This is a genomic window from Allobosea sp. OAE752 (genome assembly GCF_050433265.1).
Classification (GTDB): domain Bacteria; phylum Pseudomonadota; class Alphaproteobacteria; order Rhizobiales; family Beijerinckiaceae; genus Allobosea; species Allobosea spartocytisi.
This window is the reverse complement of sequence record NZ_JBNPXO010000003.1, coordinates 260,003-283,890: the sequence shown is the minus strand read 5'-3', so window position 1 is coordinate 283,890 and position 23,888 is coordinate 260,003. Positions and strand designations below refer to the sequence as shown.

At 65.7% G+C, this 23,888-nt stretch carries 17 protein-coding genes; 12 read left to right on the top strand and 5 right to left on the bottom strand.

Going from position 1 to position 23,888, the window contains the following annotated elements; translation table 11 throughout:
* Window positions 1-30 precede the first annotated feature (30 nt).
* The 5 genes from GGC47_RS10485 to GGC47_RS10465 are packed head-to-tail and all read left to right on the top strand — an operon-like array spanning window position 31 to window position 4,946.
* Complete coding sequence (locus tag GGC47_RS10485; protein WP_112763556.1) at window positions 31-975, top strand: ABC transporter permease; 945 nt, start codon at window positions 31-33, stop codon at window positions 973-975.
* Window positions 972-1,844 carry an ABC transporter permease gene (locus tag GGC47_RS10480; protein WP_038362130.1) on the top strand — a complete coding sequence of 291 codons (873 nt, stop codon included), beginning with the start codon at window positions 972-974 and terminating at the stop codon, window positions 1,842-1,844. The genes GGC47_RS10485 and GGC47_RS10480 overlap by 4 nt, the downstream gene beginning before the upstream one ends.
* The gene (locus GGC47_RS10475; protein ID WP_142022045.1) at window positions 1,841-3,514 is read left to right on the top strand and encodes an ABC transporter ATP-binding protein; all 1,674 of its coding nucleotides are present in this window, start codon (window positions 1,841-1,843) and stop codon (window positions 3,512-3,514) included. Before GGC47_RS10480 ends, GGC47_RS10475 begins: the two co-directional genes overlap by 4 nt.
* Entirely contained in the window at window positions 3,511-4,374 is an 864-nt protein-coding gene (locus GGC47_RS10470) for a carbon-nitrogen hydrolase family protein (protein WP_142022044.1), read from the top strand. The genes GGC47_RS10475 and GGC47_RS10470 overlap by 4 nt, the downstream gene beginning before the upstream one ends.
* A gap of 17 nt (window positions 4,375-4,391) precedes the next feature.
* Entirely contained in the window at window positions 4,392-4,946 is a 555-nt protein-coding gene (locus tag GGC47_RS10465) for a carboxymuconolactone decarboxylase family protein (protein ID WP_142022043.1), read from the top strand.
* 420 nt (window positions 4,947-5,366) lie between these two features.
* On the opposite strand, the gene GGC47_RS10460 is transcribed toward GGC47_RS10465, so the two are convergent.
* The 3 genes from GGC47_RS10460 to GGC47_RS10450 all read right to left on the bottom strand — a co-directional run bounded on the left by GGC47_RS10460 (window position 5,367) and on the right by GGC47_RS10450 (window position 14,430).
* Window positions 5,367-6,029 (bottom strand): invasion associated locus B family protein, encoded by a 663-nt coding sequence (locus GGC47_RS10460; protein WP_370954564.1) that lies wholly within the window; start codon window positions 6,027-6,029, stop codon window positions 5,367-5,369.
* On the bottom strand, window positions 6,026-6,673 hold the full coding sequence (locus tag GGC47_RS10455) for a SapC family protein (RefSeq protein WP_142022042.1): 648 nt from the start codon (window positions 6,671-6,673) through the stop codon (window positions 6,026-6,028). The genes GGC47_RS10460 and GGC47_RS10455 overlap by 4 nt, the downstream gene beginning before the upstream one ends.
* An 83-nt stretch (window positions 6,674-6,756) precedes the next feature.
* Window positions 6,757-14,430, bottom strand: coding sequence for an autotransporter-associated beta strand repeat-containing protein (locus GGC47_RS10450; protein ID WP_429067947.1), 7,674 nt, complete (start codon window positions 14,428-14,430; stop codon window positions 6,757-6,759).
* A gap of 452 nt (window positions 14,431-14,882) precedes the next feature.
* Here GGC47_RS10450 and GGC47_RS10445 point away from each other — a divergent pair, with 452 nt between their 5' ends.
* Both GGC47_RS10445 and GGC47_RS10440 read left to right on the top strand, forming a co-directional pair.
* Window positions 14,883-16,541, top strand: a complete 1,659-nt coding sequence (locus GGC47_RS10445) for a winged helix-turn-helix domain-containing protein (RefSeq protein ID WP_142022040.1) — start codon at window positions 14,883-14,885, stop codon at window positions 16,539-16,541.
* A 303-nt stretch (window positions 16,542-16,844) separates the two neighbouring features.
* On the top strand, window positions 16,845-17,528 hold the full coding sequence (locus GGC47_RS10440) for a transglutaminase-like cysteine peptidase (protein ID WP_142022039.1): 684 nt from the start codon (window positions 16,845-16,847) through the stop codon (window positions 17,526-17,528).
* On the opposite strand, the gene GGC47_RS10435 is transcribed toward GGC47_RS10440, so the two are convergent.
* Both GGC47_RS10435 and GGC47_RS10430 read right to left on the bottom strand, forming a co-directional pair.
* The gene (locus tag GGC47_RS10435) at window positions 17,515-17,835 is read right to left on the bottom strand and encodes a hypothetical protein (RefSeq protein WP_133564751.1); all 321 of its coding nucleotides are present in this window, start codon (window positions 17,833-17,835) and stop codon (window positions 17,515-17,517) included. The two genes, GGC47_RS10440 and GGC47_RS10435, sit on opposite strands and share 14 nt — an antisense overlap.
* Window positions 17,832-18,386: a DedA family protein gene (locus GGC47_RS10430; protein WP_185747953.1), complete on the bottom strand. Its 555-nt coding sequence runs from the start codon at window positions 18,384-18,386 to the stop codon at window positions 17,832-17,834. The genes GGC47_RS10435 and GGC47_RS10430 overlap by 4 nt, the downstream gene beginning before the upstream one ends.
* Window positions 18,387-18,767: 381 nt before the next feature.
* On the opposite strand from GGC47_RS10430, the gene GGC47_RS10425 reads away from it, so the two are divergent.
* The 5 genes from GGC47_RS10425 (at window position 18,768) to GGC47_RS10405 (ending at window position 23,865) form a co-directional block, all read left to right on the top strand.
* Window positions 18,768-19,682, top strand: a complete 915-nt coding sequence (locus tag GGC47_RS10425) for a LysR family transcriptional regulator (RefSeq protein ID WP_142022038.1) — start codon at window positions 18,768-18,770, stop codon at window positions 19,680-19,682.
* A 92-nt stretch (window positions 19,683-19,774) separates the two neighbouring features.
* On the top strand, window positions 19,775-20,605 hold the full coding sequence (locus tag GGC47_RS10420; protein WP_142022037.1) for an NAD(P)-dependent oxidoreductase: 831 nt from the start codon (window positions 19,775-19,777) through the stop codon (window positions 20,603-20,605).
* Window positions 20,606-20,609: 4 nt separating this feature from the next.
* Window positions 20,610-21,728 (top strand): 4-oxalomesaconate tautomerase, encoded by a 1,119-nt coding sequence (locus GGC47_RS10415; RefSeq protein ID WP_370954562.1) that lies wholly within the window; start codon window positions 20,610-20,612, stop codon window positions 21,726-21,728.
* A 23-nt stretch (window positions 21,729-21,751) separates the two neighbouring features.
* Window positions 21,752-22,477 carry a PIG-L deacetylase family protein gene (locus tag GGC47_RS10410; RefSeq protein WP_429067941.1) on the top strand — a complete coding sequence of 242 codons (726 nt, stop codon included), beginning with the start codon at window positions 21,752-21,754 and terminating at the stop codon, window positions 22,475-22,477.
* A gap of 212 nt (window positions 22,478-22,689) precedes the next feature.
* On the top strand, window positions 22,690-23,865 hold the full coding sequence (locus GGC47_RS10405; RefSeq protein WP_113254952.1) for an ABC transporter substrate-binding protein: 1,176 nt from the start codon (window positions 22,690-22,692) through the stop codon (window positions 23,863-23,865).
* The last annotated feature ends 23 nt before the right edge of the window (window positions 23,866-23,888 follow it).

The window sequence follows — 23,888 nt, the reverse complement described above, 5'->3', positions numbered from 1 at the left end:
TCCGGCCAGCGCCCAGGCGCGGAGCACCACATGGCTTCCTACTTCCTGCGCAGGCTGGCGATGGCGATCCCCGTCATGTTCTTCGTGGCGCTGTTCGTCTTCCTGTTGCTGCGCCTGACGCCGGGCGATCCGGCCCAGGCCATTGCCGGCGATCAGGCGACGCCGGCCCAGCTGGCCGCGATCCGTGAGAATCTCGGCCTCGACAAGCCGCTCGCCGGCCAGTTCGCCACCTGGCTTGGCGGCATGGCGCAGGGCGATTTCGGGCATTCGCTGATCTCGCAACGCCCGGTTCTGGAGATGATCGGCCAGCGCATCGGCCCGACGCTGGCGCTCGCGGTGATGGCGATGATCTTCACGGTCGTCATCTCGCTGCCGCTCGGCGTGCTCGCCGCCTGGCGCCATGGCGGCATGGTCGACCGCTTCGTCATGGCGCTCTCGGTCGTCGGCTTCTCCGTCCCGATCTTCGTGATCGGCTATGTGCTGATCGCGGTCTTCGCGGTGGACCTGAAATGGTTCCCGGTGCAGGGCTACAAGCCGCTCGCCGAGGGCTTCGGCCAGTTCCTCCACCGCATCCTGCTGCCGGGGCTGGCACTTTCCTTCTTCTACATCGCGCTGGTCTCGCGGATGACGCGAGCCTCGATGCTGGAAGTGCTGCGCGAGGATTATGTCCGCACGGCGCGGGCGAAAGGGTTGGGCGAGCGCATCGTCCTGTTCCGCCACGCCCTGCGCAACGCCGCAATCCCGATCCTCACCGTGGTCGGAACCGGCTTCGCCATGATGGTCTCCGGCGTCGTCGTCACCGAGACGGTCTTCAACATCCCCGGTCTCGGACGGCTGGTCGTCGACGGCGTGCTCGCCCGCGACTACCCGCTGATCCAGGCGATCATCCTGCTGACGGCCGGAACCTATGTGCTGATCAACCTGCTGATCGATCTCTCCTACGCGCTGAGCGACCCGAGGATCCGCTACCAATGAGCGCCGCATCGAACCCCGCGCAAGGCGGCCTCCCGCGCCGCCGCCTGCTCAGAAACCCGCCGCACTGGACGACGGTGCTCGCCATTCTCGTCCTCATCATCGTCGTTGCGATGGCTGTCTTCGCGCCGTTCATCGCGAATTTCGAGCCGACCAAGCTCAACGCGGCGATGCGGCTCAAGCCTTCCTCGAACCTCTATTGGCTGGGCACCGACAGCTTCGGCCGCGACCTCTTTTCGCGCGTGGTCTATGGCGCGCGGGTCTCGCTGCTGGTGGGGGCCGGCGTCGCCATCGGCGCCATCGTGATCGGCCTTCCGCTCGGTCTGATCGCTGGCTGGTACCGCAGCGTCGACGGCGTGCTGATGCGGATGATGGACGGGCTGATGGCGATCCCCGGCATCCTGCTCGCCATCGCCATCGTCGCGCTGGTCCGTGGCGGGCTCACCACCGTCATCATCGCGATCATGATCCCGGCGATTCCTCAGGTCGTCCGGCTGGTCCGCGCGCGCGTCATCGCCGCCCGCGAGGAGACCTATGTCGATGCGGCGATGCTGCTCGGCACGCCGCCTGCCAAGCTGATCTGGAAGCATCTGCTGCCGACGACGATCGCCCCGCTGATCGTGCAGGGGACCTATATGTATGCCTCCGCCATCCTGACGGAGGCGGCTTTGTCCTTCCTCGGCGTCGGCATCGGCACGGAGATCCCGAGCTGGGGCAACATCATGGCCGAGGGGCGGCTCTATTTCGCGATCAACCACTGGCTGGTGTTCTGGCCGGCGATCGTGCTGTCGGCCTGCATCCTGTCGATCAACCTGCTGGGCGACGCGCTGCGCGACCGGCTCGACCCGAAGATGCAGGGGAGAGCCCCGTGACGACGACATCCTCCAGCCAGCCGGTGCTCTCGATCCGCGACCTCAAGGTCGCGACGCGCGGCCGCGAGCCCAGCGAGATTCTGAAGGGCATCAGCTTCGACATCATGCCGGGCGAGACGCTCTGCCTCGTCGGCGAATCCGGCTCCGGCAAATCGGTGACCTCGCTGGTGACGATGGACCTGCTGCCGCGCGACGAATTGCGGGCGACGGGCGGCACGGTGCGCCTCAACGGCGAGGACATCCTCACAGTGACGCCGTCCCGCACCAAGGCGCTGCGCGGCGCCGAGATGGCGATGATCTTCCAGGAGCCGATGACCGCGCTGAACCCGGTGCTGACCATCGGCCTCCAGATGGACGAGGTCTACTGGGCGCACACGGCAATGCGTCCTAAGGAACGCAAGGAAGCTGCGCTCGCCGCCTTCGAGGCCGTGCATCTGCCCGATCCGGCGCGGATCTATGACAGCTATCCGCACCAGCTCTCGGGCGGACAGCGCCAGCGCGTGATGATCGCGATGGCGCTCGCCTTGAAGCCGAAGCTCCTGATCGCCGACGAGCCGACCACCGCGCTCGACGTCACCACGCAGAAGCAGATTCTCAGCCTGATCCGCGAGTTGCAGGACAAGCAGAACACCGCCGTCCTGTTCATCACCCATGACATGGGCGTGGTCGTCGACATCGCCGACCGGGTCTGTGTCATGCGCCGCGGCGAGATCGTCGAGACCGGCCCGGTCGAGCAGGTGCTCAGCCGGCCGCGCGAGGATTACACGCGCGACCTGCTGCAGGCCGTGCCATCGCTGGTGCCTCGCGCTCCTCGTGCTGCGGCGAAGCAGGCCGAGGCCGTGGTCGAGATCCGCAATCTCGAAAAGACCTTCAGCTTCGGTTCTCTGCTTGGGAAGCTGATGGGGCGGGATATCCGCACTGTCCGCGCCGTGAACGATGTCAGCTTCAGGCTGGAGCGTGGGCGCACGCTCGGCATCGTCGGCGAAAGCGGCTCGGGCAAGTCGACGGTCGCGCGCTGCCTGATGCGCCTGGAACATCCGACCGGCGGCGAGATCCGGGTCAACGGCCAGGACATCGCCCCGCTCCAGGGCCAGAAGGCGCTGGCCCCGGCGCGTCGGCGCGTGCAGATGGTGTTCCAGGACCCCAATCGCTCGCTCAATCCGCGCCTGCGCATCGGTGAGAGCCTGATCGAGGGGCCGCTCAATCTCGGCGAGGAGCGGGGCTCTGCGCTGAAGCGCGCGGGCGAATTGCTCGAGGTGGTCGGCCTGCCTGGCACAAGCCTCGAACGCTTTCCCCATCAGTTCTCCGGCGGCCAACGCCAGCGCATCGCCATCGCGCGCGCCCTGATGATGGAGCCCGAGGTGATCGTCGCGGACGAGGCCGTCTCTGCCCTCGACGTCTCCGTGCAGGCGCAGGTGCTCGCGCTGCTGGCGGAGATCCAGGAGCGGCGCAATCTCGCCGTGCTGTTCATCACCCATGACCTGCGCGTCGCCGCCCAGATCTGCGACGAGGTGATGGTGATGCAGCGCGGCCGCGTCGTCGAGGACGGGCCGGCCGCCGAAGTGCTGGCGCGGCCGCGCCATGAGTATACACGGGCCTTGATCAACGCGGCGCCGGGGCGAGACTGGGATTTCGCCACCGGGCGCCGCATCGCCGGAGCCGACGCATGATTTCCGCCAGCCTCGTCCAGCTCGACGTCCAGTCTCTGGCGCCGGCCGAGAACTTCCGCCGCATCCACGACTTCGTCGCGGCCGAGGCGGCGAAAGGCGCCCAGCTCATCCTGTTCCCCGAACTCGCCAACACCGGCTATGTCGAGCCACTGGTGCCGGGCGGGGCGCTCGTCAGCGACGTCCCTCATTTCGGAGCGGCGCTCTACGAGGCCTGCGCCGCGCCGGATGGCGAGGAGGTGAGGGCGCTCGTCGCACTCGCCGCGCGGCACCGCGTACATATCGTCATCGGCCTCGGCCTGCGCGATCGCCTGCGCGCCGGCGTGATGCGCAATGCCTCGCTCTTGATCGGCCCGGAGGGCGTGCTCGGCGACTACACCAAGATTCACCAGTGGCAGAACGAGAAGCTGTTCTTCAGCGGCGGCGACAGCATCGACACCTACCCGGTCTTCGGCACGCGGCTCGGCATGCAGGTCTGCTACGATATCCGCTTCCCCGAGATCACCCGCATCCTCGCGCTTCAGGGCGCGAGCATCGTGACCTCGGTCTGGGCTTCGTTCGGGGCGGAGAATGCGCCGGTGACCGACGAGGGGCTCTTCATCCACCGCGCCTATACGCGGGCGACCGAGAACGGCGTCTTCTTCCTGAGCTGCAACCGCAGCGGCAGCCGCGGCGGGCAGCGCTTCTTCGGCCGCTCCTGCGCGGTGGCGCCGGATGGCCGCGTGCTCGGCACGCTCGATCATGATCGCGAGGACGTGCTGCGGGTCGAGATCGACCTCGCCGAGGTCGCGCGCTATCGCAGCTTCACCGGCATCTGGGCTGATCGCGTGCCGGCCCTCTACGCCAAGTACCTCACGCCCTGAGCCTCGCGAGACCTCCGATGACGACCTCTCCCTGTCCGCCGATCAGCGATGCCGACTGGCCCGAAGCCATCGCCGAGATGAAGACCGGCTTTGCCGGCGCGCTCAATGTTTACCGGACGATGGCGCATCATCCGGCCTTGCTGAAGGCCTGGGCGCCCTTGCGCCAGCATATCGTCAAGGACAGCGCGCTCGGGCCGGTGCGTTCGGAGGTGGTGATCCTGCGCGCGGCGCATCGCATGGGCTCGCCCTATGAATGGGCGCATCATGTCAGCAGGGCGCGGGCGCTCGGCATGAGCGATGCCCGCATCGCGGCGCTGCGGGGCCAGCCGGAAGGCGAGGACGGGCTGATCGTACGCGCGGTCGATGCGCTCTTCGACGACAAGCGCCTGTCGCTATCGCTCGAAGCGGAGCTCGCCGCGGCGATCGGGCGCGAGGCGGTGTTCGACCTGCTCGCGACGGTCGGCTTCTATTCGGTGCTCGGCTACATGCTGATGACCTATGAGACGCCGATCGATGAGGCGATCACGACCGAGATGTCCGAAAAGCCGCTGGCCGCCACTGCTGACCGCTAAACGCAGAAGATTGCCGCTTAATGCAAGCGGGATTCGTTCCGCCGAGAAGCGCCATGACCAGACATTGAGTGTATGCCCAGAACCGGACATCCAACACGTTTCGGAGGATTGAGCGTCGGTAAGTGGGCAGCTAGCCCCCTCACTATGTTTGGCCGGCTGCTGCTCAATCCTTTCGTCAACAGGCATCCCAACAGCCGCGTCAATGAGCAGTTGTCCTGAGCCTATCCGCCACAGCCCACTCTCAGGGGCCTAGCGTCAGAACGACGCTTCCCACGCCCCATTCACGGCTCCGTGCGACATCTGCTTCGTTTCCGGAACCCGCCCGACCATGGTGGATGTCGTACAGCGTAGCGTCCCCTCAATCCGCCGGCGAATTGCCTGCGCTGTTCACCGGTACGGGCGGATCAATCAGCTCCGAATTCAGTGCGACAGCACCGCCATGCGGTCGAGGGCGGTAGCGAAGCCTTGCAACGAGATCGAAAATGGCGTGGCGCCACCACCATCGGCGACAGCTCTCACCTTCAGCGCCGTGCCCGCGCGCAGCGCGACCAGCGTTGGGGCCTCGAAGGTCACTGAAACGAGGCAACCAGCCGGCACGCAAGTGCGGAAGCGCAGCGGCTGCATCGCAGGCTTGTCATCGATCTGGAAGGTCACGCCGGAATCGAGCGCAAGGCCGAACGGCAGGACCAGCGTCCCTGACATGGTGTTGCCGTTCGGCGCGTTGAGCTCGATGGCGAGCACCCGCTGACCGTTCTGCTGCGCCTGAACCTGCGACAGCACACAACGCTTCTGATTGCCCTGCTGCGCACAGGTGGCACGCCAGTCCTTGTAGGTCTCGTTCAGCGAGGATGCCCCACCGGGAAGACCGGACGCAGTGTTCCCGCCAGCCGGTTGACCACTGGATTGGGCCTGTGCGAGCTCGAAGCGTTGTGGGGTAGGATTGTCGTGGCTGTCGGTGATCGAATCCGCCTGGCTTGGCGTGGAGACGGCGACGCCCGCCACCATATGCACTGTCACGCCCGCAGCGATCGTCAGTGCGGCCACCGAGCCGGTTCCAAAAAAGCGGACTTTGCTGGTCATCATGCGAGCGCCTTTCGTTCGTTTGCGCGCTGCACATTGAGATCGAGCAGACCCTGAAAGCTCTGAAGCGAAGCAAGGTGGAGCGTGGCGAGATCGAGCCAGCCCTTCGCGTACCAGTCGGTGTCGGTTCTAGCGGGCAACGCCCGGAATGCCTTCTCATCCACCGCCCAGAAGCCGTTCAGCATCTGTTGGGCACCATCGGGAAACTGTATCTGGACTGGTTCGGCGTGGGCAGCTTCGCCTCGCCAAGCGCTCTGACGAACGCGAGCGTGTTGACGACATCGACATGGTAGGCGCGGCAGAAGGCCATGGCCGCCTGCGCCGTCGAAGTTGGCTTGCCTTCTCCGTCGAACCGGCGCTTCCGCGTCCGATCGCATCGATATCCAAGCAACAAAACGGTCTGACTTCCGGTCGATGGCCAGTAGCTGCGCCTTGTCGGGTGTCTCGGTCCCGATGAAGGGGGAGCGGCGCACATAGGCCGGAACATAGCTGCGCACGCCATCGGTCGCGAAGACGATCGGATAGTGGCGTATGGCGAGGGCAAACGCGCCGATGCAAAGGGGAACGGCGACGGCCTCGCTTGCAAACCCGAAATTGGTGGACGGTTCGAGACCCACATCGCTATGGTCTTCAAAGCGCAGGAGCACGGGGGCTCTGTAGAAGATTGGAAGCGCCGACGTCCCTGTCCCTGCTTGCGTGTCTTTGCTCACAGTCAACTCAGTTTCCACTTTCAGAACTTGACGTCGAGGTTCAAGCGAGCGGACTGGTCCGAGAGACCTGAGCCGAACTGGCCGCCATAGGTGACGCCGAGCGTCGCGTTTGGCGAGAGAGCGTAGTCGAGGCCGGCTTCAACCACCGCTGCATTGCGCGCGATCGGAACCCCGCCGGTCGAGAAGGCGTCGCCGCCACCGGCAAAGCGCATCGTCGAGAGCGGCGTCGCATCGCCGAAGGCGTGACGCCAGCCTGCCATACCCTTGACCGTCACAGCCGCGCCGTTGAGGTCGAAGCTGGTCGAGGCGCGAAGGCCCAATGTCGTGAAGGTCGCATCCGTGGTGGCCCCCTGGCTGGTCAGCGCAGCCGCCCCGCCCCTCTCGGTGAAGCCATCGGTATGGACACTCACATGAGTGAGGTTGGCGAAGGGCTCGAACCGGGTCGCGCCCATGGTGAAGCCGTAGCCGAGCTCGCCGAAGACCTGCGCCGTGCTGGCGTTGTAGTCGCCCTTCAGGCCATTGCCAAAGCCCGGGAACATCACGTTCCGTGAGGTCGAGACGTCATGCCAAGTGTAGGCGGCGCCGGTCCGGAAGGTGAGATCACCCCAGTTCGTGCCGCCATAAAAGCCGACATGGTAATTGTCGCTCGAGCCGGACGAGTGACGGTCCTTCACGTCGAAGCTGACGCGGCTGTAGCCCGCGACCGCGCCGAAGCGCCAGCTGTCGAGCACCGGCGCATCCGCGCCGATGAAGAATCCACCGGTCGAGCGGTTGAGGCGCGCGGCATTGCTGTCGCCATTGGTGTGCCCCCAGGAGCCGAAGCCCTGGCCCCAGACCGCCAGACGATCCGTCGTCGCGCCGACCGCAACCGGCTTGCCGTCGACATAGGTCGTGACCATGCCCTTCGCGGCGCCGGCACTCTCGAAGGCCGCACGGATGCGGTCGTTGATGGCGTTGCGAATGAAGCGGCTATCCTCGACCAGCGCCGACTTCGCCGAAGCGTGGATCTCGCCCGAGAGCTGGTCGAAGGCGTACTGCGCCTGCGGAGCCGACAGGTTCAGCACCGCATTGTAGACCGGGTTGCCTCCCCCAAGGCTCTCGACGCCGCCGCCGGTGGCGATCTGGTTCGGGGTCAGGCCGACGTTCTGGAAGCTGACGACATTCCGCGTCAGCGTCAGATAGACGTTGTTGGCGTCGTAACTGAGCGAGGGATCGAGGAAGGCGAGGTTCGAGGTCACGCTGCTGAAGGTGCCGCTCCGGCCGCCATTGGCGGTGAGGATCGTGTACTGGGTCTGCGGCGCATAGTTGCCCATGTCCGCCAGCACTCTGACCGAGCTGCCGGCGATGGTCGCCGTGCCGCTGGCGACGATCTTGTCCGACTGCCTCGCCGCGTTCACCTCGACCTCGTAGATCGAGCCCGCCGCAAAGATGACGTTTCCGGCGATGTTCAGCGTGCCGATCGAATTGCCTGGCGCAATCGTGCCCAAAACGTTCACATTGCTCACCACGCCGCTGCCTTGCAGGCGGCCGCCGGCCAGCACGTCGACGGTGCCGCCGAGTGAGCCGTTGACTGCCAGCGTGCCGTTCTCGGCCGTGGTCGTCCCGGAGAAGGCTGAGGAATTGCCGTTCAGGATGAGAAAACCCGCGCCGGTCTTGTTGAAGCGGCCATCGCCCGTCAGCACGCCGGCATAGGTGGCATCGACGCTCTGGTCGAAGGTCAGCGAGGCGCCCGAGGCAATCGCGACATTGCCGCCGAAGTGCGTGGCTGAGGTGACCAGCCTGCCGGCTTCGACCGTCCAGTCGAGCGACGACATGCCGGTCAGGCTGAGAACACCCGCGCCGCGCTTGACCATCATGCCGCCCGAGCCATTGAGCGCCGCTATGTCGCCGGCAAAGACGGCGTCGGTCGTCTGATTGAAGACGACCGTGCCGGCGTTGCCGACATTGCCCGAGATCGAACCGGCGGTGCCGATCAGCGTCCCCTCCGTCACGAGGGTGTTGCCGAAGGCGTTGGCAACATTGTCGAGCCGCAGTATGCCGGCGCCCTGCTTGATCAGATCGCCACTCCCCGACACCGTGCCGGTCAGGCCGAGGCTGGTTCCGGCGGCGATGTCGAAGCGCCCTGTCTGCGTCAGCGCGATCGACCGGGCGGTATCGAAGCTCCCCGTGGTCGCGAGGGCGCCACCGGTGAAGGACAGACCCCCTGCCGCTGCGCCGAGATTGGCGTCGCGCGACACCGACAGCACACCGCCCGCGATCGTCGTGCCACCGGTATAGGTGTTGTCGCCGGTCAGGGTGAGTGTGCCGGCGCCGGCCTTGGTGAGCGAGGTGCCGTTCCAGCCCGTCGCCAGGTTTGCCGCCCGGTCGGCGAGCACCGCTCCGACCGTGAAGGAGTCGGTCGCACTGGTCAGGGTGAAGGTGCCGTTGGCGAGATTGTTGCCGGCGGTCCAGCTCAGGCCATAGCTCGCGAGATATTGCAGGCCATCGTCCGATTTGCGGGTGGATAGGGTGAGATAATCCACCGTGCCGCTAAAGCCGCCCACGCTGACATTAGCGAAGTCGCCCACGATCCCCAGGGGGGTGTCGATCAGCACTTTGTCGAGCTGGCTCGCATCGCTGATGCCGGTGAGGTTGAAGGTAACGCCGTTGCCGATCGTGACGCTACGGGCCGACAGCGTCGGGCTGGCCGGGCCGGCGGCGATGGACAGCCCGGTGCCGTCGGCAAAGGTTGCGGCTCGTTCAAGGTTCACGGTCGCCGGTGTCTGTATCGCCAGCATGCCGCCGGTCACGGTCAGGTTGCCGCCGAGATTGTTGCTGCTGCCCGCGCTGCCGTCGCCGAACTGCAACCGGCCGCCGGAGACGGTGGTGTCGCCGATGTAGCTGTTGCTCCCGGTCAGGATCGTCGTGCCGGAGCCGATCTGCTGCAGGGCGCCGCTGCCGGAGATCGCGCCGGAGAAAGTCACCGCGTCCGAGCGGTTGAAGGCGAGCGTGCCGTTGTTGAGGACATCACCGACGATCGAGCCGCTGGTGCCGCCATTGCCGAGCTGCAGCATGCCGCCGCTGATCGTCGTGCCGCCCGTGTAGCTGTTGGTTCCGGTCAGGGTTGTCGTGCCCGAACCGATCTGCCGCACCGCACCGCTGCCGGAAATGCCGCCGGAGAAAGTCACCGCGTCCGAGCGGTTGAAGGCGAGCGTGCCGTTGTTGGCGACATCGCCGGCGATCGAGCCGCTCGTGCCGCCATTGCCGAGCTGCAAAGTGCCGTCGCTGATCGTCGTGCCGCCCGTGTAACCGCTGTTTCCGGTCAGGAGCGTCGTGCCCGAACCGACCTGGCGCACGGCGCCGCTGCCGGAGATGGCGCCGGAGAAAGTCACCGCGTCGGAGCGGTTGAAGGCGAGCGTGCCGTTGTTGAGGACATCACCGACGATCGAGCCGCTCGTGCCGCCATTGCCGAGCTGCAAAGTGCCGCCGCTGATCGTCGTGCCGCCCGCGTAGCTGTTGGTTCCGGTCAGGAGCGTCGTGCCTGAGCCAATCTGCTGCACCATGCCGCTGCCGGAAATATCGCCGGAGAAGGTCATCGCATCGCTGCGGTTAAAGGCGAACGTGCCGTTGTTGAGGACATCACCGACGATCGAGCCGTTGGTGCCGCCATTGCCGAGTTGCAGCGTGCCTCCAGAGATGGCCGTGCCGCCTGTATAGGAATTGTCCGTCGAGAGGATCAGCGTGCCCGAACCGGCCTTGGTCAGCGATCTGCCATCCCAGCCGGTTGCAGGATTGGCGGCCTGATCGGTGAGCGCCACCCCCATCGTGAAGGTGTCGGAGGGATTGGTCAGCGTGAAGGTGCCATGCGCCAGATTGTTGTTGGCCGTCCAGCTCAGGCCGAAACTGGCGAGATATTGCAGATGATCTGCCGATAAGTGGGTCGAGAGGGTGAGATAGTCCACCGTCCCGCTGAACCCGCCCACTGTCACCGTGCCGAAATCGCCGTCGAAGCCGTTGCGCGTGTCGATCAGCACCTTGTCGAGCTGACTTGCATCGCTGACGCCGCTGAGATTGAAGGCGACGCCCGTTCCAAGCATGAGGCTATCGGCGGTAAGCGAGGGAACGCCGGCAGTGGCGCCGATCGACAGCGTGGTGTTGTCGCCAAAGGTCGCAACCTGAGCGACGCTCACGGTCGCCGGCGTCTGGATCGCCAGCATGCCGCCGGTCACGGTCAGGTTGCCGCCGAGATTGTTGCTGCTGCCCGCGCTGCCGTCGCCGAACTGCAACCGGCCGCCGGAAACGAGGGTGTCGCCGGCATAGGTGTTCGTGCCTGTCAGGATCGTGGTGCCCGCACCGGTCTGGCGCACCATGCCGCTGCCGGAAATATCGCCGGAGAAAATCATCGCATCGCTGCGGTTGAAGGCGAGTGTGCCGTTGTTGAGGACATCACCGACGATCGAGCCGCCCGCGCCACCACTGCCGAGCTGCAGCATGCCGCCGCTGATCGTCGTGCCACCCGTGTAGCTGTTGGTTCCGGTCAGGGTTGTCGTGCCCGTGCCGATCTGCTGCACGGCGCCGCTGCCGGAGATGCCGCCGGAGAAGGTCACCGCATCGCTGCGGTTGAAGGCGAGCATACCGTTGTTGACGACATCACCGACGATCGAGCCGCTGGTGCCGCCATTGCCGAGCTGCAGCATGCCGCCGCTGATCGTCGTGCCGCCCGTGTAGCTGTTGGTTCCGGTCAGGGTCGTCGTGCCCGTACCGATCTGCTGCACCGCGCCGCTGCCGGAGATGGCGCCGGAGAAGGTCACCGCATCGCTGCGGTTGAAGGCGAGCGTGCCATTGTTGACGACATCGCCGACGATCGAGCCGCTCGTGCCGCCACTGCCGAGTTGCAGCATCCCGCCGCTGATCGTCGTGCCGCCCGCGTAGCTGTTGGTTCCGGTCAGGGTTATCGTGCCCGAACCGACCTGGCGCACGGCGCCGCTGCCGGAGATGGCGCCGGAGAAAGTCACCGCGTCCGAGCGGTTGAAAGCGAGCACGCCATTGTTGACGACATCGCCCAGAATAGAGCCACTCATGCCGCCATTGCCGAGCTGCAAGGTGCCGCCGTTGATCGTGGTGCCGCCGGTATAAGTATTGATCCCCGACAGCGTCAGCGTGCCGGTGCCAGTTTTGACCAGCGAGCCGCCTGTGCCGGAGATCACGCCGCTCACCTCTGTCGAGAGATTGTTCGAGCCGACAGTCAGTTCGTTGGCGCCAAGCAGATAGGAGCCGCCACCTGCGATCGAGCCGGCGGTGAGTTTTTTGTCACCGGCGGCACCCGTCGAGCCCGAGAAATCGACAGTGCCAGCCGAGCCATTGATGATCTCGGCGCCACCGGCGTTGCTGTTGTGGAGAAACACAAGGCTGGAGTTGTTGATCATCCTGGCGTTGCCGGCCGCGCTGGTGGAGCGGAACGTCAGGCTGCCGTTGTTGGTGATCGCCGAGCTGCCGGCGCCGCTCGCGTCGTAGAATGTGAGATCGCTATTGTTGGTGATGCTGGCGCCGCCGGCCGTACTCGTGTCGTAGAAGGACAGCGTGGCGCCATTTGTGATGATGGCATTGGCTGCGGAGCTTGCATTGTGGAAGTTCAGCAAACCGCTGTTGTTGGCAATCGTGGCGGTGCCGGCAAGGCTGTCGTTGTAGAATAACAGATTGCTGTTGTTGGTGATGTTGCTGCCGCCGGCCGAGCTCGTATCGTGAAATTCGAGGACATTGTTGTTGGTCCCGACAGCACTGCCGGCGCTGCTGGTATTGTAGAAATAGAGTTCGCCGCTGTTGGTTATGGTGGCGTTGCCGGCACTGGTTCCATTCTGGAAGTTGGTTGTGCCGGTATTCGTGATGCCGGTGATGCCCGTGGTGGTGGCATTGGTGACGGTGAATGTACCAGCGCCGTTCACATTGACCTGGCCCTGGATCGAGCCGGCGGTGCCAGCGGTGCCAAGTTGCAATATGCCGGCGTTGATCGTGGTGCCGCCGGTGTAGCTGTGGCTGCCGGTGAGAATTGTCGTCCCGGGACCGCCTCTGGTCAGCTGCGCTGCGCCGGAGAGTGTTGCGCCAACCGTGCCGTCGCCCCAGAGGTTGAACGCGTTCGCGGCTTCGATTGTGCCAGTGCCGCTTATGCTGCCGCCATTGAAAGCGAGGATTTGCAGGCTGAGCTTGCGGCCTGCGCCGATATTGAGGATCGCCGCGCCTGAATTTGTGAATGTGGAGACGCCAAACATGTCGCGGCCAGTGAGCGACACCGAACCGTTGCCCTGGTTGTTGATGTTGCTTGTCTGGACATCAACATCGCCGCCGAGAACCTTGATCTGGCCGCTGTTGTTGACGTTGTAACCAGCCCCAGGGGAAAGTATCGCCGTGCCGCCGGGGCCATTGAAGTTGATGATGCCGCCAGCGTTGTTGTTGATGTCGCCATTGTCCATCACGACGCCGTCGGTACCGACATTGATGGTGGCATCGTTATTCAGCGTGTTGCCGGTGCCGAAAAGTGTGGCACCGGTCCCCAGGTTGATTATCCCTCCCCCGGCATTCCAGATGGTTCCGGCGGACAGCATGTTGCCGTCACCGATGTTGATCGTGCCGCCCGCATTGTTGAGGCTGGTAAAGCCGGTGGCATTTCCGGCAGCACCCAAGGCGAGCGTGACACCTGCATTTGCATTGAGAACATTGTTGTAAGTGCCGGAAATCTCCGTGGTGCCGCCGAGCAGTTCGATCACGCCGATATTGCTGCCGGTCAGCGCCGTGATGCTGTTCGTGCCGCCGGTGATGACGATCGCGGAGGAGGGGTTTCCCGACAGACCGCCGGCGCCGCCGCGCGCGCCGCCCTGAATGCTCCCGCTGTTGATGATCGTCAGGTTCTGGCCAATGATGCCGTAGCCGCCGGCCTGCGGGCGATAGGGCTGGGAGTTTAGGAAGTCCGTTCCACCGCCGCCGCCTTGGATCGTACCGGAATTGGTGATCGTCAGTCCGCTGGAGGCGGTGGCGGTGACGCCGTTGCCGCCATTGCCGCCCGCGCCGTTGCCCGAGAAGTCGGCGAAGGGATTGGCGATGCCCGGCCCGATAACGGCCGCGCCGCCGCCGCCCTTGCCGCCCGCTATCACGCCTGAATTGGCGAGGCTGGTTCCGGTCGTAACGATGATGCCGGACCCACCGCCGCCGCCACCGCCGCCGCCCGCATAGTTCCACGACTGCGCATAGTTCGCGGAGCCGGACCCGCCATTGCCGCCATTGCCACCCTTGATCGTAGCGTTGTTGGTAAGGTCCGTCGTCAGCGTGAGGCCCGCCCCACCCGCGCCGCCGCCGCCGCCGCCGGCGCCCAGGCCGTAGCCTCCGCCACCGCCGCCGCCGCTGTCCGATCCTCCTCCCGAGCCGCCACGGTTGCCCGAGCCGCCGGTCGAGCCCCCGCCGCCGTTCGACCCGGTCGTCGAGCCGTCCCCTCCGAGGCCCGCCGACGCGCCGCTGCCTGCAGTCGAAGAGTTCGGCGCATTGCCGCCGGTCCCGCCGTTCTGGCCGATGCTGTCCGCCAGCGCAGGTCCCGCCGCGAGGATCAGCGCCAACGGCGCGACGGAGTTCGCAAGCGCCGCAGCCAAAGAGGCGACGACGACACCCGATGCGGGCACACGCAGTGCGGAGCGGCTGGCGCGCACCTCGGAAATTCTGACTGCCCTCACCGCGATGCCCCGCGTGCTTTGGTGCCGGTATCGCCGCTGCCGGGAGAAGGTACCCAGGTAGCACCGCGTCGGAGCCGGATGCCGGTCACCGTCAGCGCCGTGGAGGCCAGCAACGCGGCGCGCAACAGGTTGCCCATGACGCCGCGGGCCGAAGCCGAATGCACCCCTGAAGACATCGTTCCCCCAGCCTGGAATCGGGACTTGTGTTCCCGCAGCGCATCCAGGCGTCATGCCTTTTCCGCGCTTCCCGTGATCGAGCCCCGCGAGCGCGTTCGTTGTGCTCCAGCGCCTTATGTCAGCGCGGGCCGGAAGGGTCCTGAAAGGGCGGCGGGGGAATTCTGAAATTTCGCTGAAATTTTCTTTTCCTGAGGGAATCGGGGTGGCTTTTGAGGAATCTGCGTGCTTTTGGCAGGATACCGCGGTTCTGTGGCAACGCTGGAGAAGGGGGGCAGGTGCTCAGATTCGCAGGATTTGAAGTCGATCAGCGGCGTTCCGAGCTGCGGGGCCCCGATGGCGGGACGATCAAGCTGCGGCCGAAGGCTTTCGATCTGCTGTGGCTGTTCGCCGCCAACCCCAGGCGAATCATCAGCAAGAACGAGCTAATGGAGGCGGTCTGGCCGGACGTCCATGTCAGCGACGACAGCCTGTTTCAGTGTATCCGAGAGCTTCGGACCGCGCTGGGCGATGACAGGCGCCAGTTGATCCGAGCCGTCTCCGGTCGGGGCTATCTGTTAGAGGCTGAGGTATCGGACACAACGGATACGAGCGCGCGGGAAGACGCCGCCTCGACTGTTGGCCCCGAAACGGAAAGCGAACTGGCCGGAAGCTGGCTCGATCTCAAGATGCGGCGCCGCGCCGCACTCTTGACCATGGCGGGGCTCGGCGTGTCGGCTTTGGCGGCGGCCGCGACGCGGCTTCCCCATCTCTTCGCAGGCGCGCGCCCGACCGTCGCCGTGATCCCCGTGACAACCGCGAGCAATGACCCCCTGGCCGCCCGGATGGCGGCCGGCGTCACCCGCGACCTGACCGACGGCCTGGCGAAAATCGAGACGATCCAGGTGGTGATCCCGCCCGGCGGCGCCGTACCAGCCACCGATCTCGTCGTGAGCAGTGAACTGGAGAAGACCGAAGCAGCGTGGAATTTGCGTGTGCGCATGACCGAGCCGACGACCGGCGCGGTCAAGTGGACCACATCGGTGTCGGTCGGCCTGACCGACACCGACGTGCAACTCCAGCAGACCCGCCTCACGGCCGGCATGGGCCACGCGCTGGCGCTGCGCATCAACGTGCTTCTGAATTCAGGAGAACGCTCGGCCGACGGCTTGCCGGCGGGCAGCACCAAAGTCGCCATAGAACAAGCAACGGCCTCGATCAACCAAACGACGCTGGAGCGCTTTCGTGTCGCGCAGGCGATGCTGGAACAAGCCCTCGCCGACGACGCCGGCAATGTCGACCTGCAAGTTGCGCTCGCGGCATTTCAACTGCGCGGGATTCAGATGGCCTGGTTCCCTGCTGCGGAGCGCGTGTCGGTCGAGAACCGCGTCGGCGTGGTCATGGAACGCGCGTTGCGCGCGCAGCCCAATTACATCCCGGTGCTCCAAACGCATTGCCGGTTTCTGTCGACGACTAACCGCTTCGTCGAAAGCCTGGTGGCATGCGGTAAGGTGCTCGCCCTCAATCCGTGGGACGGAAGCGCTTTGTACCTTACCGGACTTTCCCAGATCTTCTTGGGCCGTTTCGACGACGCGCTCGCAACATTCAAGCAAGCGGATCGGTTCGATACGCCACAGGTCGCTCGCTGGACATGGGCGATCGGAGCGGGCTTGGCCTGCCTGCTCATGGGGCGCGCCGAAGAAGCATTGCCCTGGCTGCAGCGATCGATAGCCATCACGTCGGCCAGCGGACGCACGCATTTGCTGCTGGCCGCCGCCTATCAGCAATTGGGCCGAACCGACGACGCCAGGGCAGCCATCGCCAAGGCCCTCGAACTGAGACCAGGTTCGACGGCACGCAATGCGCCGCCGCCCACCCGCAATACGAGCCCGGTGTATCTCAAGGCCTCCGAACGAGTCGTGAGCCTTATGATCGCCGCCGGGTTGCCTGAGAGCTGACAACACGCGACAGCGCGGGCCATTGGACGATCCTGCTTCCCAATGTGGCATGACCGCGCGGTGCCCGCTAAGTCTCGGCCGGGCGTTTTACACGCTGGCGCGGAGCCGGCGCCAGATCTCGGACAAACGGGCTCCAAAGCAGCCGGAAACGAACCGGGGCCGGACCGATATTGGCAGGCAACACCAGATCCGAGCGCCGGCAGTTGCTGTGACGCATTAACCATTAACGGGGTTTTAACTTTTCGAAAGCCCGAAAGCCGCGCTATTTTGTTAAGGAGTTGTTAACCATACGGCGGCCCCGGCATGCGTATCAGAGCCAGGTTGATCCTTTCGATTGTTGCTCTGCTTGCGCATTTTTCGATGCCGATCTCCTCGGCCGCTGCCGGTGCGACCCAAGCCGAGGGCCTGCCAGTCGCAGAGCCCGCCGCATTCGCCCGGATCGGCGGGCAAGCGAAGCCGATGATCGGCTGGACCCTGTTTTGCCAGGCGCAGCCGCTCGAGTGCAGCGAAACGCGGCTCGCTCCGGTGGCGGTGATCCTGACGCCGGGCTCATGGGCGGAGCTCAACGCCATCAACGCCTTGGCCAACAAGCAGATCAAGCCGATCGGCGACGACGACCATTACGGGATCTCAAAAATGGGGGTCCCCAATTGGTGGACTTACCCCGATGACGGATCGGGTAATTGCAATGACTATGTGCTGCTCAAGCGACGGCTCCTCATCGAGGCCGGGTGGCCGAAATCCGCGCTGCTCATGACGGTCGTCGTTACCCCCGAGGGTGAAGGGCATCTGGTTCTGACAGTCCGGACGGACCGGGGCGACCTCATCCTCGACAATGTCCGCGAGAAGATTCTGGTCTGGAACAAGGTCGGCTACCGCTTTGTGAAGCGGCAGTCCGCCGCGAACCACAATGTCTGGCTTTCGATCGAGGCCGACGAGCTTGCTCCCGCGACATCCGCGGCCTCGTCGCGGGTCAGCAGTCGTTGAGGCTCCAGTATTTGCTCACGAGCTCTCTGTCATCGTCGTCCAGGACGGCGAAAGTACCGGGGATCACGACGAAAAACCGTTGAGCCGATTTTCCCGACGCGGCGACCCGGCCGCATACGGCGAACCCCGGCATCCGCCTGCTCGGGCGAATTCTCAGATCGGACATCCTGGCTGCCGGCCCCAGTCGCCGGTTCAGTGCTTCCTGAGTGAGGCGCGGAACGTCGCCGCGCGTCGCGGGAGCTTCTCCTGGAGCAGCGGCAAGCGTGATCTGCAGGGCTGTGAGGATGGCCGCGGTCCAGCTCGTCATGGCGAAAGCATCTTTGCTGTGGTGGCGCCGGGCAAGAGCAGGGCTCCAGCCCAGAGAAATGCGGACGCCCAGTTCGAGAGATGGAAGGCGAGGGGTGGCATAGCCGACAGACCCGCGACGAGCGGGACCGTCGCGCGCAACGGCCCGAAAAAGCGGCAGCCGACGATACCGAGCCAACCCCATTGCCGAAAGAATGCTTCTGCGCGGCCCATCAATGCAGGATGGCGCAATGCGAAGCGCGAGCGCCGCATCGTTGTCTCGTACCGCCTTCCGAGCCAGTAGGAGACCCAGTCTCCCAGCGCAGCCCCTATGGAGATCGCGATCCAGATGGGCAGAAAGGCGATGCCGCTGGCGCCTATCAGGCCGCCGATCGCCAGCAATAAAGCTGTGCCGGGAATGATCAGGGAGACGAAGGCAAGGGATTTGAGGAAAGCCAGAAGAAACGCAATCGGCGCCGCCCAGGCTTCGTGAGCCTGAATAAAGGACAGAACGGGCGCAATCCATTCATTGAGAAACGCGAGGGCGCCGTGGTTTGCGAGGGTGTCCTTCAATCCGTCAGCCCCGCTGGCGCTTGTGTCGTTATGGCTCCAGCAGGCCGGTTGATCCGGGCAAGCGGCGTGCCGGGAGATGAAGAGCTGCCTTCCGTTGCCACCTTTAGTCCTCGCCTCGCGCGGCCGCAAACGTCGTCACGGCACCCTCGGCTGCAGGCGCGCATTCATGCAATCGGATCCGGCTGCTGAAGCGGGAGATGAGCCTGTAAAGTCCAGGCTCGGGGTGGCTCGACGGTGAGCTGCCGGAGTGCTACACACGGTCGATAGGCATTAAGCTATTGATCTTACTCGGTAAGAGGCGCGGAAAGCCACATCCATCCCTCTCCGCCTCTTCCGCATTGCGCGCAGTTGCCATGGGGTTGCTGTGCACGGGCTGTTTTCATGCGCGTTGACGTCCTGGGACTTCAGGCTTTCGTCGCCATAGCCGAGCGCGGCAGCTTCCGCGCTGCCGCCTCCCATCTCAATCTCTCCCAGACCGCGCTCAGCCATCGCATCCGCAAGCTGGAGGAGATGCTCGGCACGCCGCTTTTTCTGCGTACGACCCGGCAGGTCTCCCTGACCGCCGCCGGCACGACGCTGCTGCCGCGGGCGCGGCGCATCTTCGAGGATCTGGGTTCCGCACTCGACGAAGTCCGGATCGATCTGCAGGAAGGGGACGAGCAGGTCTCGGTCGGCTGCCTGCCGACCGTCGCGGTGCATTGCATGCCGTCGGTCATCGCCGCCTTCGCCAGGCGCCATCCCGGCGTCGGGGTGAGGGTCCATGACAATTCGGCGTCCGAGATCGCCGGCAAGGTCCAGTCCGGCGAGGTTGAGTTCGGCGTCACCATCGTTGCCGCCAATCGCTGGGATCTGGAGCTGAAGCCGGTCGTGAAGGAGCCCTTCGTTCTGGTCAGCCATCGCGACATGCCGCTGGCCCAGGCCGCTTCGCTGACATGGGCGCAGTTGCAAGGCGAGCCGCTGGTGCGGATCAGCGCCGAAACCGGCAACCGCATCCTCATCGACGATGCGCTGGGCGCACGGCGCGAGAGCCTGACCTGGCGCTACGAGGTCCAGCGGGTGGTCACCGCGGTCAGCCTGGTGCGCTCCGGCATCGGCTACGCGATCGTCCCTCAGCTCGCGCTCGACGCGGTCGAGGCCGGCGGGCTGGTGGCGGTGCCGCTGCGTTCGCCGACCGTCACGCGCACGCTGGGCATCGTCACGCGCAAGACCGTGCCGCTGCGGCCCGTGGCGCGCGATCTTCTCTCGTTGCTGAGCCAGGCCCTGAAGCGCAGCGTCACGCCGCGCCGAGATGAATGAAATTAATCAATCGCTGCATTCTTATCATTTGATGAGGGAATGAGGCTGCTCCACCTTTGCTGCGGGAGAAAACGCACAAGGGAGTGGCGGCGATGGCTGGTTCGGCCAGGATCGCATTCATCGGCTATGGCGAGGTCGGCCAGACGTTCTCGCGCGGATTCCTGACCCATGGCGTGGCCGGGATTCACGCCTATGACCTGCTTTTCGGCAGCGGGCCGGGCAGCCGGCTCGAGGAAGCGGCGCGCCGGATCGGCGTGACCTGCGCCGACACAGCCGAACGGGCCTGTGCCGATGCTGTGTTCATCTTCTCGGCCGTCACGGCGGACCGCACCGAGGCCGTGGCCGCCGAGGCTGCAAGCTGGCTGAAGCCCGGCCAGATCTTCGTCGATGTCAATTCGGCCGCGCCCACGACCAAGCAGCGGGCGGCGCAGGCGATTGCGGCAAGCGGCGCCGATTATGTCGAGGCGGCGGTGATGGCTCCGGTGCTGAAGCCCGGCCTGCGCGTCCCGATCCTTGCCGGCGGCCCGAAGGCGGTGGACGCGGCCGAGGTGCTCAACCGACTCGGTATGAACCTGACACCGGTCTCCGAAATCTTCGGACGGGCATCGGCGATGAAGCTCTGCCGCAGCATCGTCATCAAGGGACTGGAGGCGCTGATGGTGGATTGCGCCGCCGCCTGCGAGGCCTGGGACGTCAAGGATCCCGTCTTCGCCAGCCTGCACGAGACCTTTCCCTCCATCGATTTCCATGCGCTCGCCGCCGATATGCGCGAGCGCGTCGCGACCCACGGCATCCGGCGGGCGGCGGAGATGCGCGAGGCCGCCGAGATGCTCGCCGCCGCCGGCCTCGAACCCGGCCTCGCCAGCGCCATCGCGGACGCCCAGCAGCGCGGGGCGCGCGCCAAGCCGGCGGCAGGAGCCTGAGGCCATGGCCCAGATCGCCATTCCCTGCATGCTGATCCGCGGCGGCACCTCGAAGGGAGCCTATTTCCTGCGCGGCGACCTGCCGGCCGACAATGCGGCGCGGGACGCATTCCTGCTTGCGGTGATGGGCTCGCCCGACAAGCGGCAGGTCGACGGGCTCGGCGGCGCGCATCCGCTGACGAGCAAGGTCGCGATCATCTCGCCGTCCAGCGAGCCGGGCTGCGACATCGATTTCCTGTTCGCGCAGGTCGGCATCGAGACGGCGCAAGTCGATACGACACCGAATTGCGGCAACATCCTCGCCGGCATCGGGCCCTTTGCCCTGGCGCGCGGTTTGGTCAAGGCGCAGGGCGCGCGCACGACCGTCCGGGTCCGCACCATCAACACCGGCACCATCGCCGATCTGACCATGGATACGCCCGATGGCGAGGCGAGCACCGAGGGCAGCGCGCGCATCGATGGCGTGCCGGGGACCTCGGCGCCGATCGATATCGGCTTTCTCGATGCCGAGGGCTCGGTCTGCGGCGCGCTGCTGCCGACCGGCCATGTCGTCGATGTGATCGAGAGCGTGCCGTGCACGCTGATCGACAATGGCATGCCGGTGATCGTGATGCGCGCGGCCGATATCGGACGCAGCGGCTACGAGTCGCGCGAAGAGCTCGACAAGGATAGGGAGCTGAAGCAGCGGATCGAGCGTATCAGGCTCGCAGCCGGGCCGCTGATGAATCTGGGCGATGTTTCCGGGAAGGTCGTGCCGAAGATCGCGCTCGTCGCGCCGCCGCAGGCCGGTGGCGCGATCTGCACGCGCAGCTTCATCCCGCATGAATGCCACGCCTCGATCGGTGTTTTCGCGGCAGTGACGGTCGCGACCGCGGCCGTGCTGCCGGGTTCGCCGGCGGCGTCCGTCGCGGCGATGCCCGAGGGCCGCGAGCGCTCGCTCTCAGTCGAGCATCCCACGGGGGAGTTCACCGTGACACTCACGGTCGGCGGCACGGCCGAGCGACCTGTGGTCGAGCGGGCCGGGCTCCTGCGCACCGCACGCATCCTGATGGAGGGCCGCTCCTTCGTGCCGGCGAGCGCCCTGGCCGCACATGCGGACAGCGCCCGCCATGCCGCCGAATGAGTTGAGAGAGGGTTGAGGCTTCGATGGCGAACGCGCAGAAGACGGGTCTCGTGATCACCGCCCATCCGGGTGATTTCGTCTGGCGCGCGGGCGGCGCCATCGCGCTGCATGCGAAGCGCGGGATGCGGGTGAAGATCCTCTGCCTGTCCTATGGCGAGCGCGGTGAGAGCCAGTTCGCCTGGAAGAAGGCTGGCGTCAGGATGGAGGAGGTCAAGGCCCAGCGCCGGGAGGAGGCCGAGGCCGCGGCCGAACTGCTCGGCGCCGAGATCGAGTTCATGGACGCAGGCGACTATCCGCTGCGCACCACGCCGGAGATGCTCGACCGCGCCATCGACATCTTCCACGAATTGGGGCCGAGCTTCGTGCTGACCCATGCGCTCGAAGACCCCTACAATGTCGACCATCCCGAGGCGGCGCGCTTCGCCCAGGAAGCCCGCATCATCGCGCAGGCGGCCGGCCACAAGCCCGATCCGGAGCGTGCCTATGCCGCCCCGCCGGTCTTCCTGTTCGAGCCGCACCAGCCCGAGCAATGCGACTTCAAGCCGAATGTCATCCTCAACATCGACGAGGTCTGGCAGGTGAAGCGCCGGGCCTTCGAGATCCTCGCCGCGCAGAAGCATCTCTGGGAATATTACACCCGCGTCGCGCTCAATCGCGGCATGCAGGGCGGCCGCAACTCCGGCAAGGCGATGACCTATGGCGAGGCCTATCAGCGGCTCTTCCCGGAAGCGCTGGAGGCGCTGGCGTGACCCCGTGGGCATCCGCGCCGGGAAGAGTGGCGGCCGGCCATGCGTGCGAGGCCAACGAAGACGAAAAGCCTAGACGATTGGCGGCTGGCGAAGGCGGACGGGATATGTAGGCTATGCGCAAAGGCCCTGCCAAAGCGGGCCGCGTCCATCGCGACGACGATGGGGACGAAGAACGGCTTCGCAGAGAGCCAATTCAGGGGAAGGGAACGGACATGACGGTTCGCAGGACGTTACTCGGTGGCATGCTCGGGCTGGCGCTGGCCGCCTCGACGAGCGGGTTTGCGCTGGCGCAGGAGGCGGTGAAGATCGGTCTGATCCTGCCGATGACGGGGCCTTTCGCCTCGACCGGCAAGCAGATCGATGCCGCGGTGAAGCTCTTCCTCGCCAGGGAAGGCGCCACCCATGGCGGTCGCAAGCTCGAAGTGATCCTCAAGGACGATGCCGGCAACGCCGATGCGACGCGGCGCCTCGCCCAGGAGCTGGTCGTCAACGAAAAGGTCTCGGTGCTTGCCGGCTTCGGGCTGACGCCGCTTGCCATGGCGACCGCACAGATCGCGACGCAGGCCAAGGTGCCGGAGATCGTGATGGCGGCGGCGACCGCCTCGATCACCGAGGCCTCGCCCTATATCGTGCGGACCTCCTTCACCTTGCCGCAGGCTTCCGAGCCGATGGCCAACTGGGCCGCCAAGAACGGCATCAAGAAGGTCTTCACCGTCGTCACCGATTACGGGCCGGGCATCGATGCCGAAACCTCCTTCGCCAACACGTTCAAGGAGGCCGGTGGGACCGTCGAGAGCGTGCGCATCCCGCTGCGCAATCCGGATTTCGCGCCCTTCCTCCAGCGCGTCTCGGAGGCCAAGCCCGACGCGCTCTTCGTCTTCGTGCCGTCGGGCGTCGGCGCGCAGTTCATGAAGCAGTTCATCGAGCGCGGCCTCGACAAGGCCGGCGTCAAGCTGATCGGCACCGGCGACGTGGTCGATGACGACATCCTCGAAGGCATGGGCGATGTCGCGCTCGGCGCCATCACCACGCACCACTATTCGGCCGCACATGACAGCCCGGCGAACAAGGCCTTCGTCGAAGCCTTCCAGAAGGCCAATCCCGGCATGCGCCCGAACTTCATGGCGGTCGGCGGCTATGACGGGATGAAGCTGATCGCCAAGGCGCTCGACGCGACCAAAGGCGACGCCAGCGGCGACAAGCTGATCGCGGCGATGAAAGGCGCCTCCTGGGAGAGCGTGCGCGGGCCTGTGAAGATCGACCCCGACACCCGCGACATCATCCAGAACATCTATGTCCGCAAGACGCAGAAGCTCGGCTCCGAGCTGCACAATGTCGAGTTCGAGACGATCAAGGACGTCAAGGACCCGGTGAAGGCCCGCAAGTGACGGGCTTTCCGACGGCAGCGGAT

Excerpts from the sequence above, each read along its gene's own strand:
- GGC47_RS10485 (WP_112763556.1), top strand. The coding sequence starts at position 31 with ATGGCTTCCTACTTCCTGCGCAGGCTGGCGATGGCGATCCCCGTCATG.
- GGC47_RS10480 (WP_038362130.1), top strand. The coding sequence starts at position 972 with ATGAGCGCCGCATCGAACCCCGCGCAAGGCGGCCTCCCGCGCCGCCGC.
- GGC47_RS10470 (WP_142022044.1), top strand. The coding sequence starts at position 3,511 with ATGATTTCCGCCAGCCTCGTCCAGCTCGACGTCCAGTCTCTGGCGCCG.
- GGC47_RS10465 (WP_142022043.1), top strand. The coding sequence starts at position 4,392 with ATGACGACCTCTCCCTGTCCGCCGATCAGCGATGCCGACTGGCCCGAA.
- GGC47_RS10460 (WP_370954564.1), bottom strand. The coding sequence starts at position 6,029 with ATGATGACCAGCAAAGTCCGCTTTTTTGGAACCGGCTCGGTGGCCGCA.
- GGC47_RS10440 (WP_142022039.1), top strand. The coding sequence starts at position 16,845 with ATGCGTATCAGAGCCAGGTTGATCCTTTCGATTGTTGCTCTGCTTGCG.
- GGC47_RS10435 (WP_133564751.1), bottom strand. The coding sequence starts at position 17,835 with ATGACGAGCTGGACCGCGGCCATCCTCACAGCCCTGCAGATCACGCTT.
- GGC47_RS10425 (WP_142022038.1), top strand. The coding sequence starts at position 18,768 with ATGCGCGTTGACGTCCTGGGACTTCAGGCTTTCGTCGCCATAGCCGAG.
- GGC47_RS10420 (WP_142022037.1), top strand. The coding sequence starts at position 19,775 with ATGGCTGGTTCGGCCAGGATCGCATTCATCGGCTATGGCGAGGTCGGC.
- GGC47_RS10415 (WP_370954562.1), top strand. The coding sequence starts at position 20,610 with ATGGCCCAGATCGCCATTCCCTGCATGCTGATCCGCGGCGGCACCTCG.
- GGC47_RS10410 (WP_429067941.1), top strand. The coding sequence starts at position 21,752 with ATGGCGAACGCGCAGAAGACGGGTCTCGTGATCACCGCCCATCCGGGT.
- GGC47_RS10405 (WP_113254952.1), top strand. The coding sequence starts at position 22,690 with ATGACGGTTCGCAGGACGTTACTCGGTGGCATGCTCGGGCTGGCGCTG.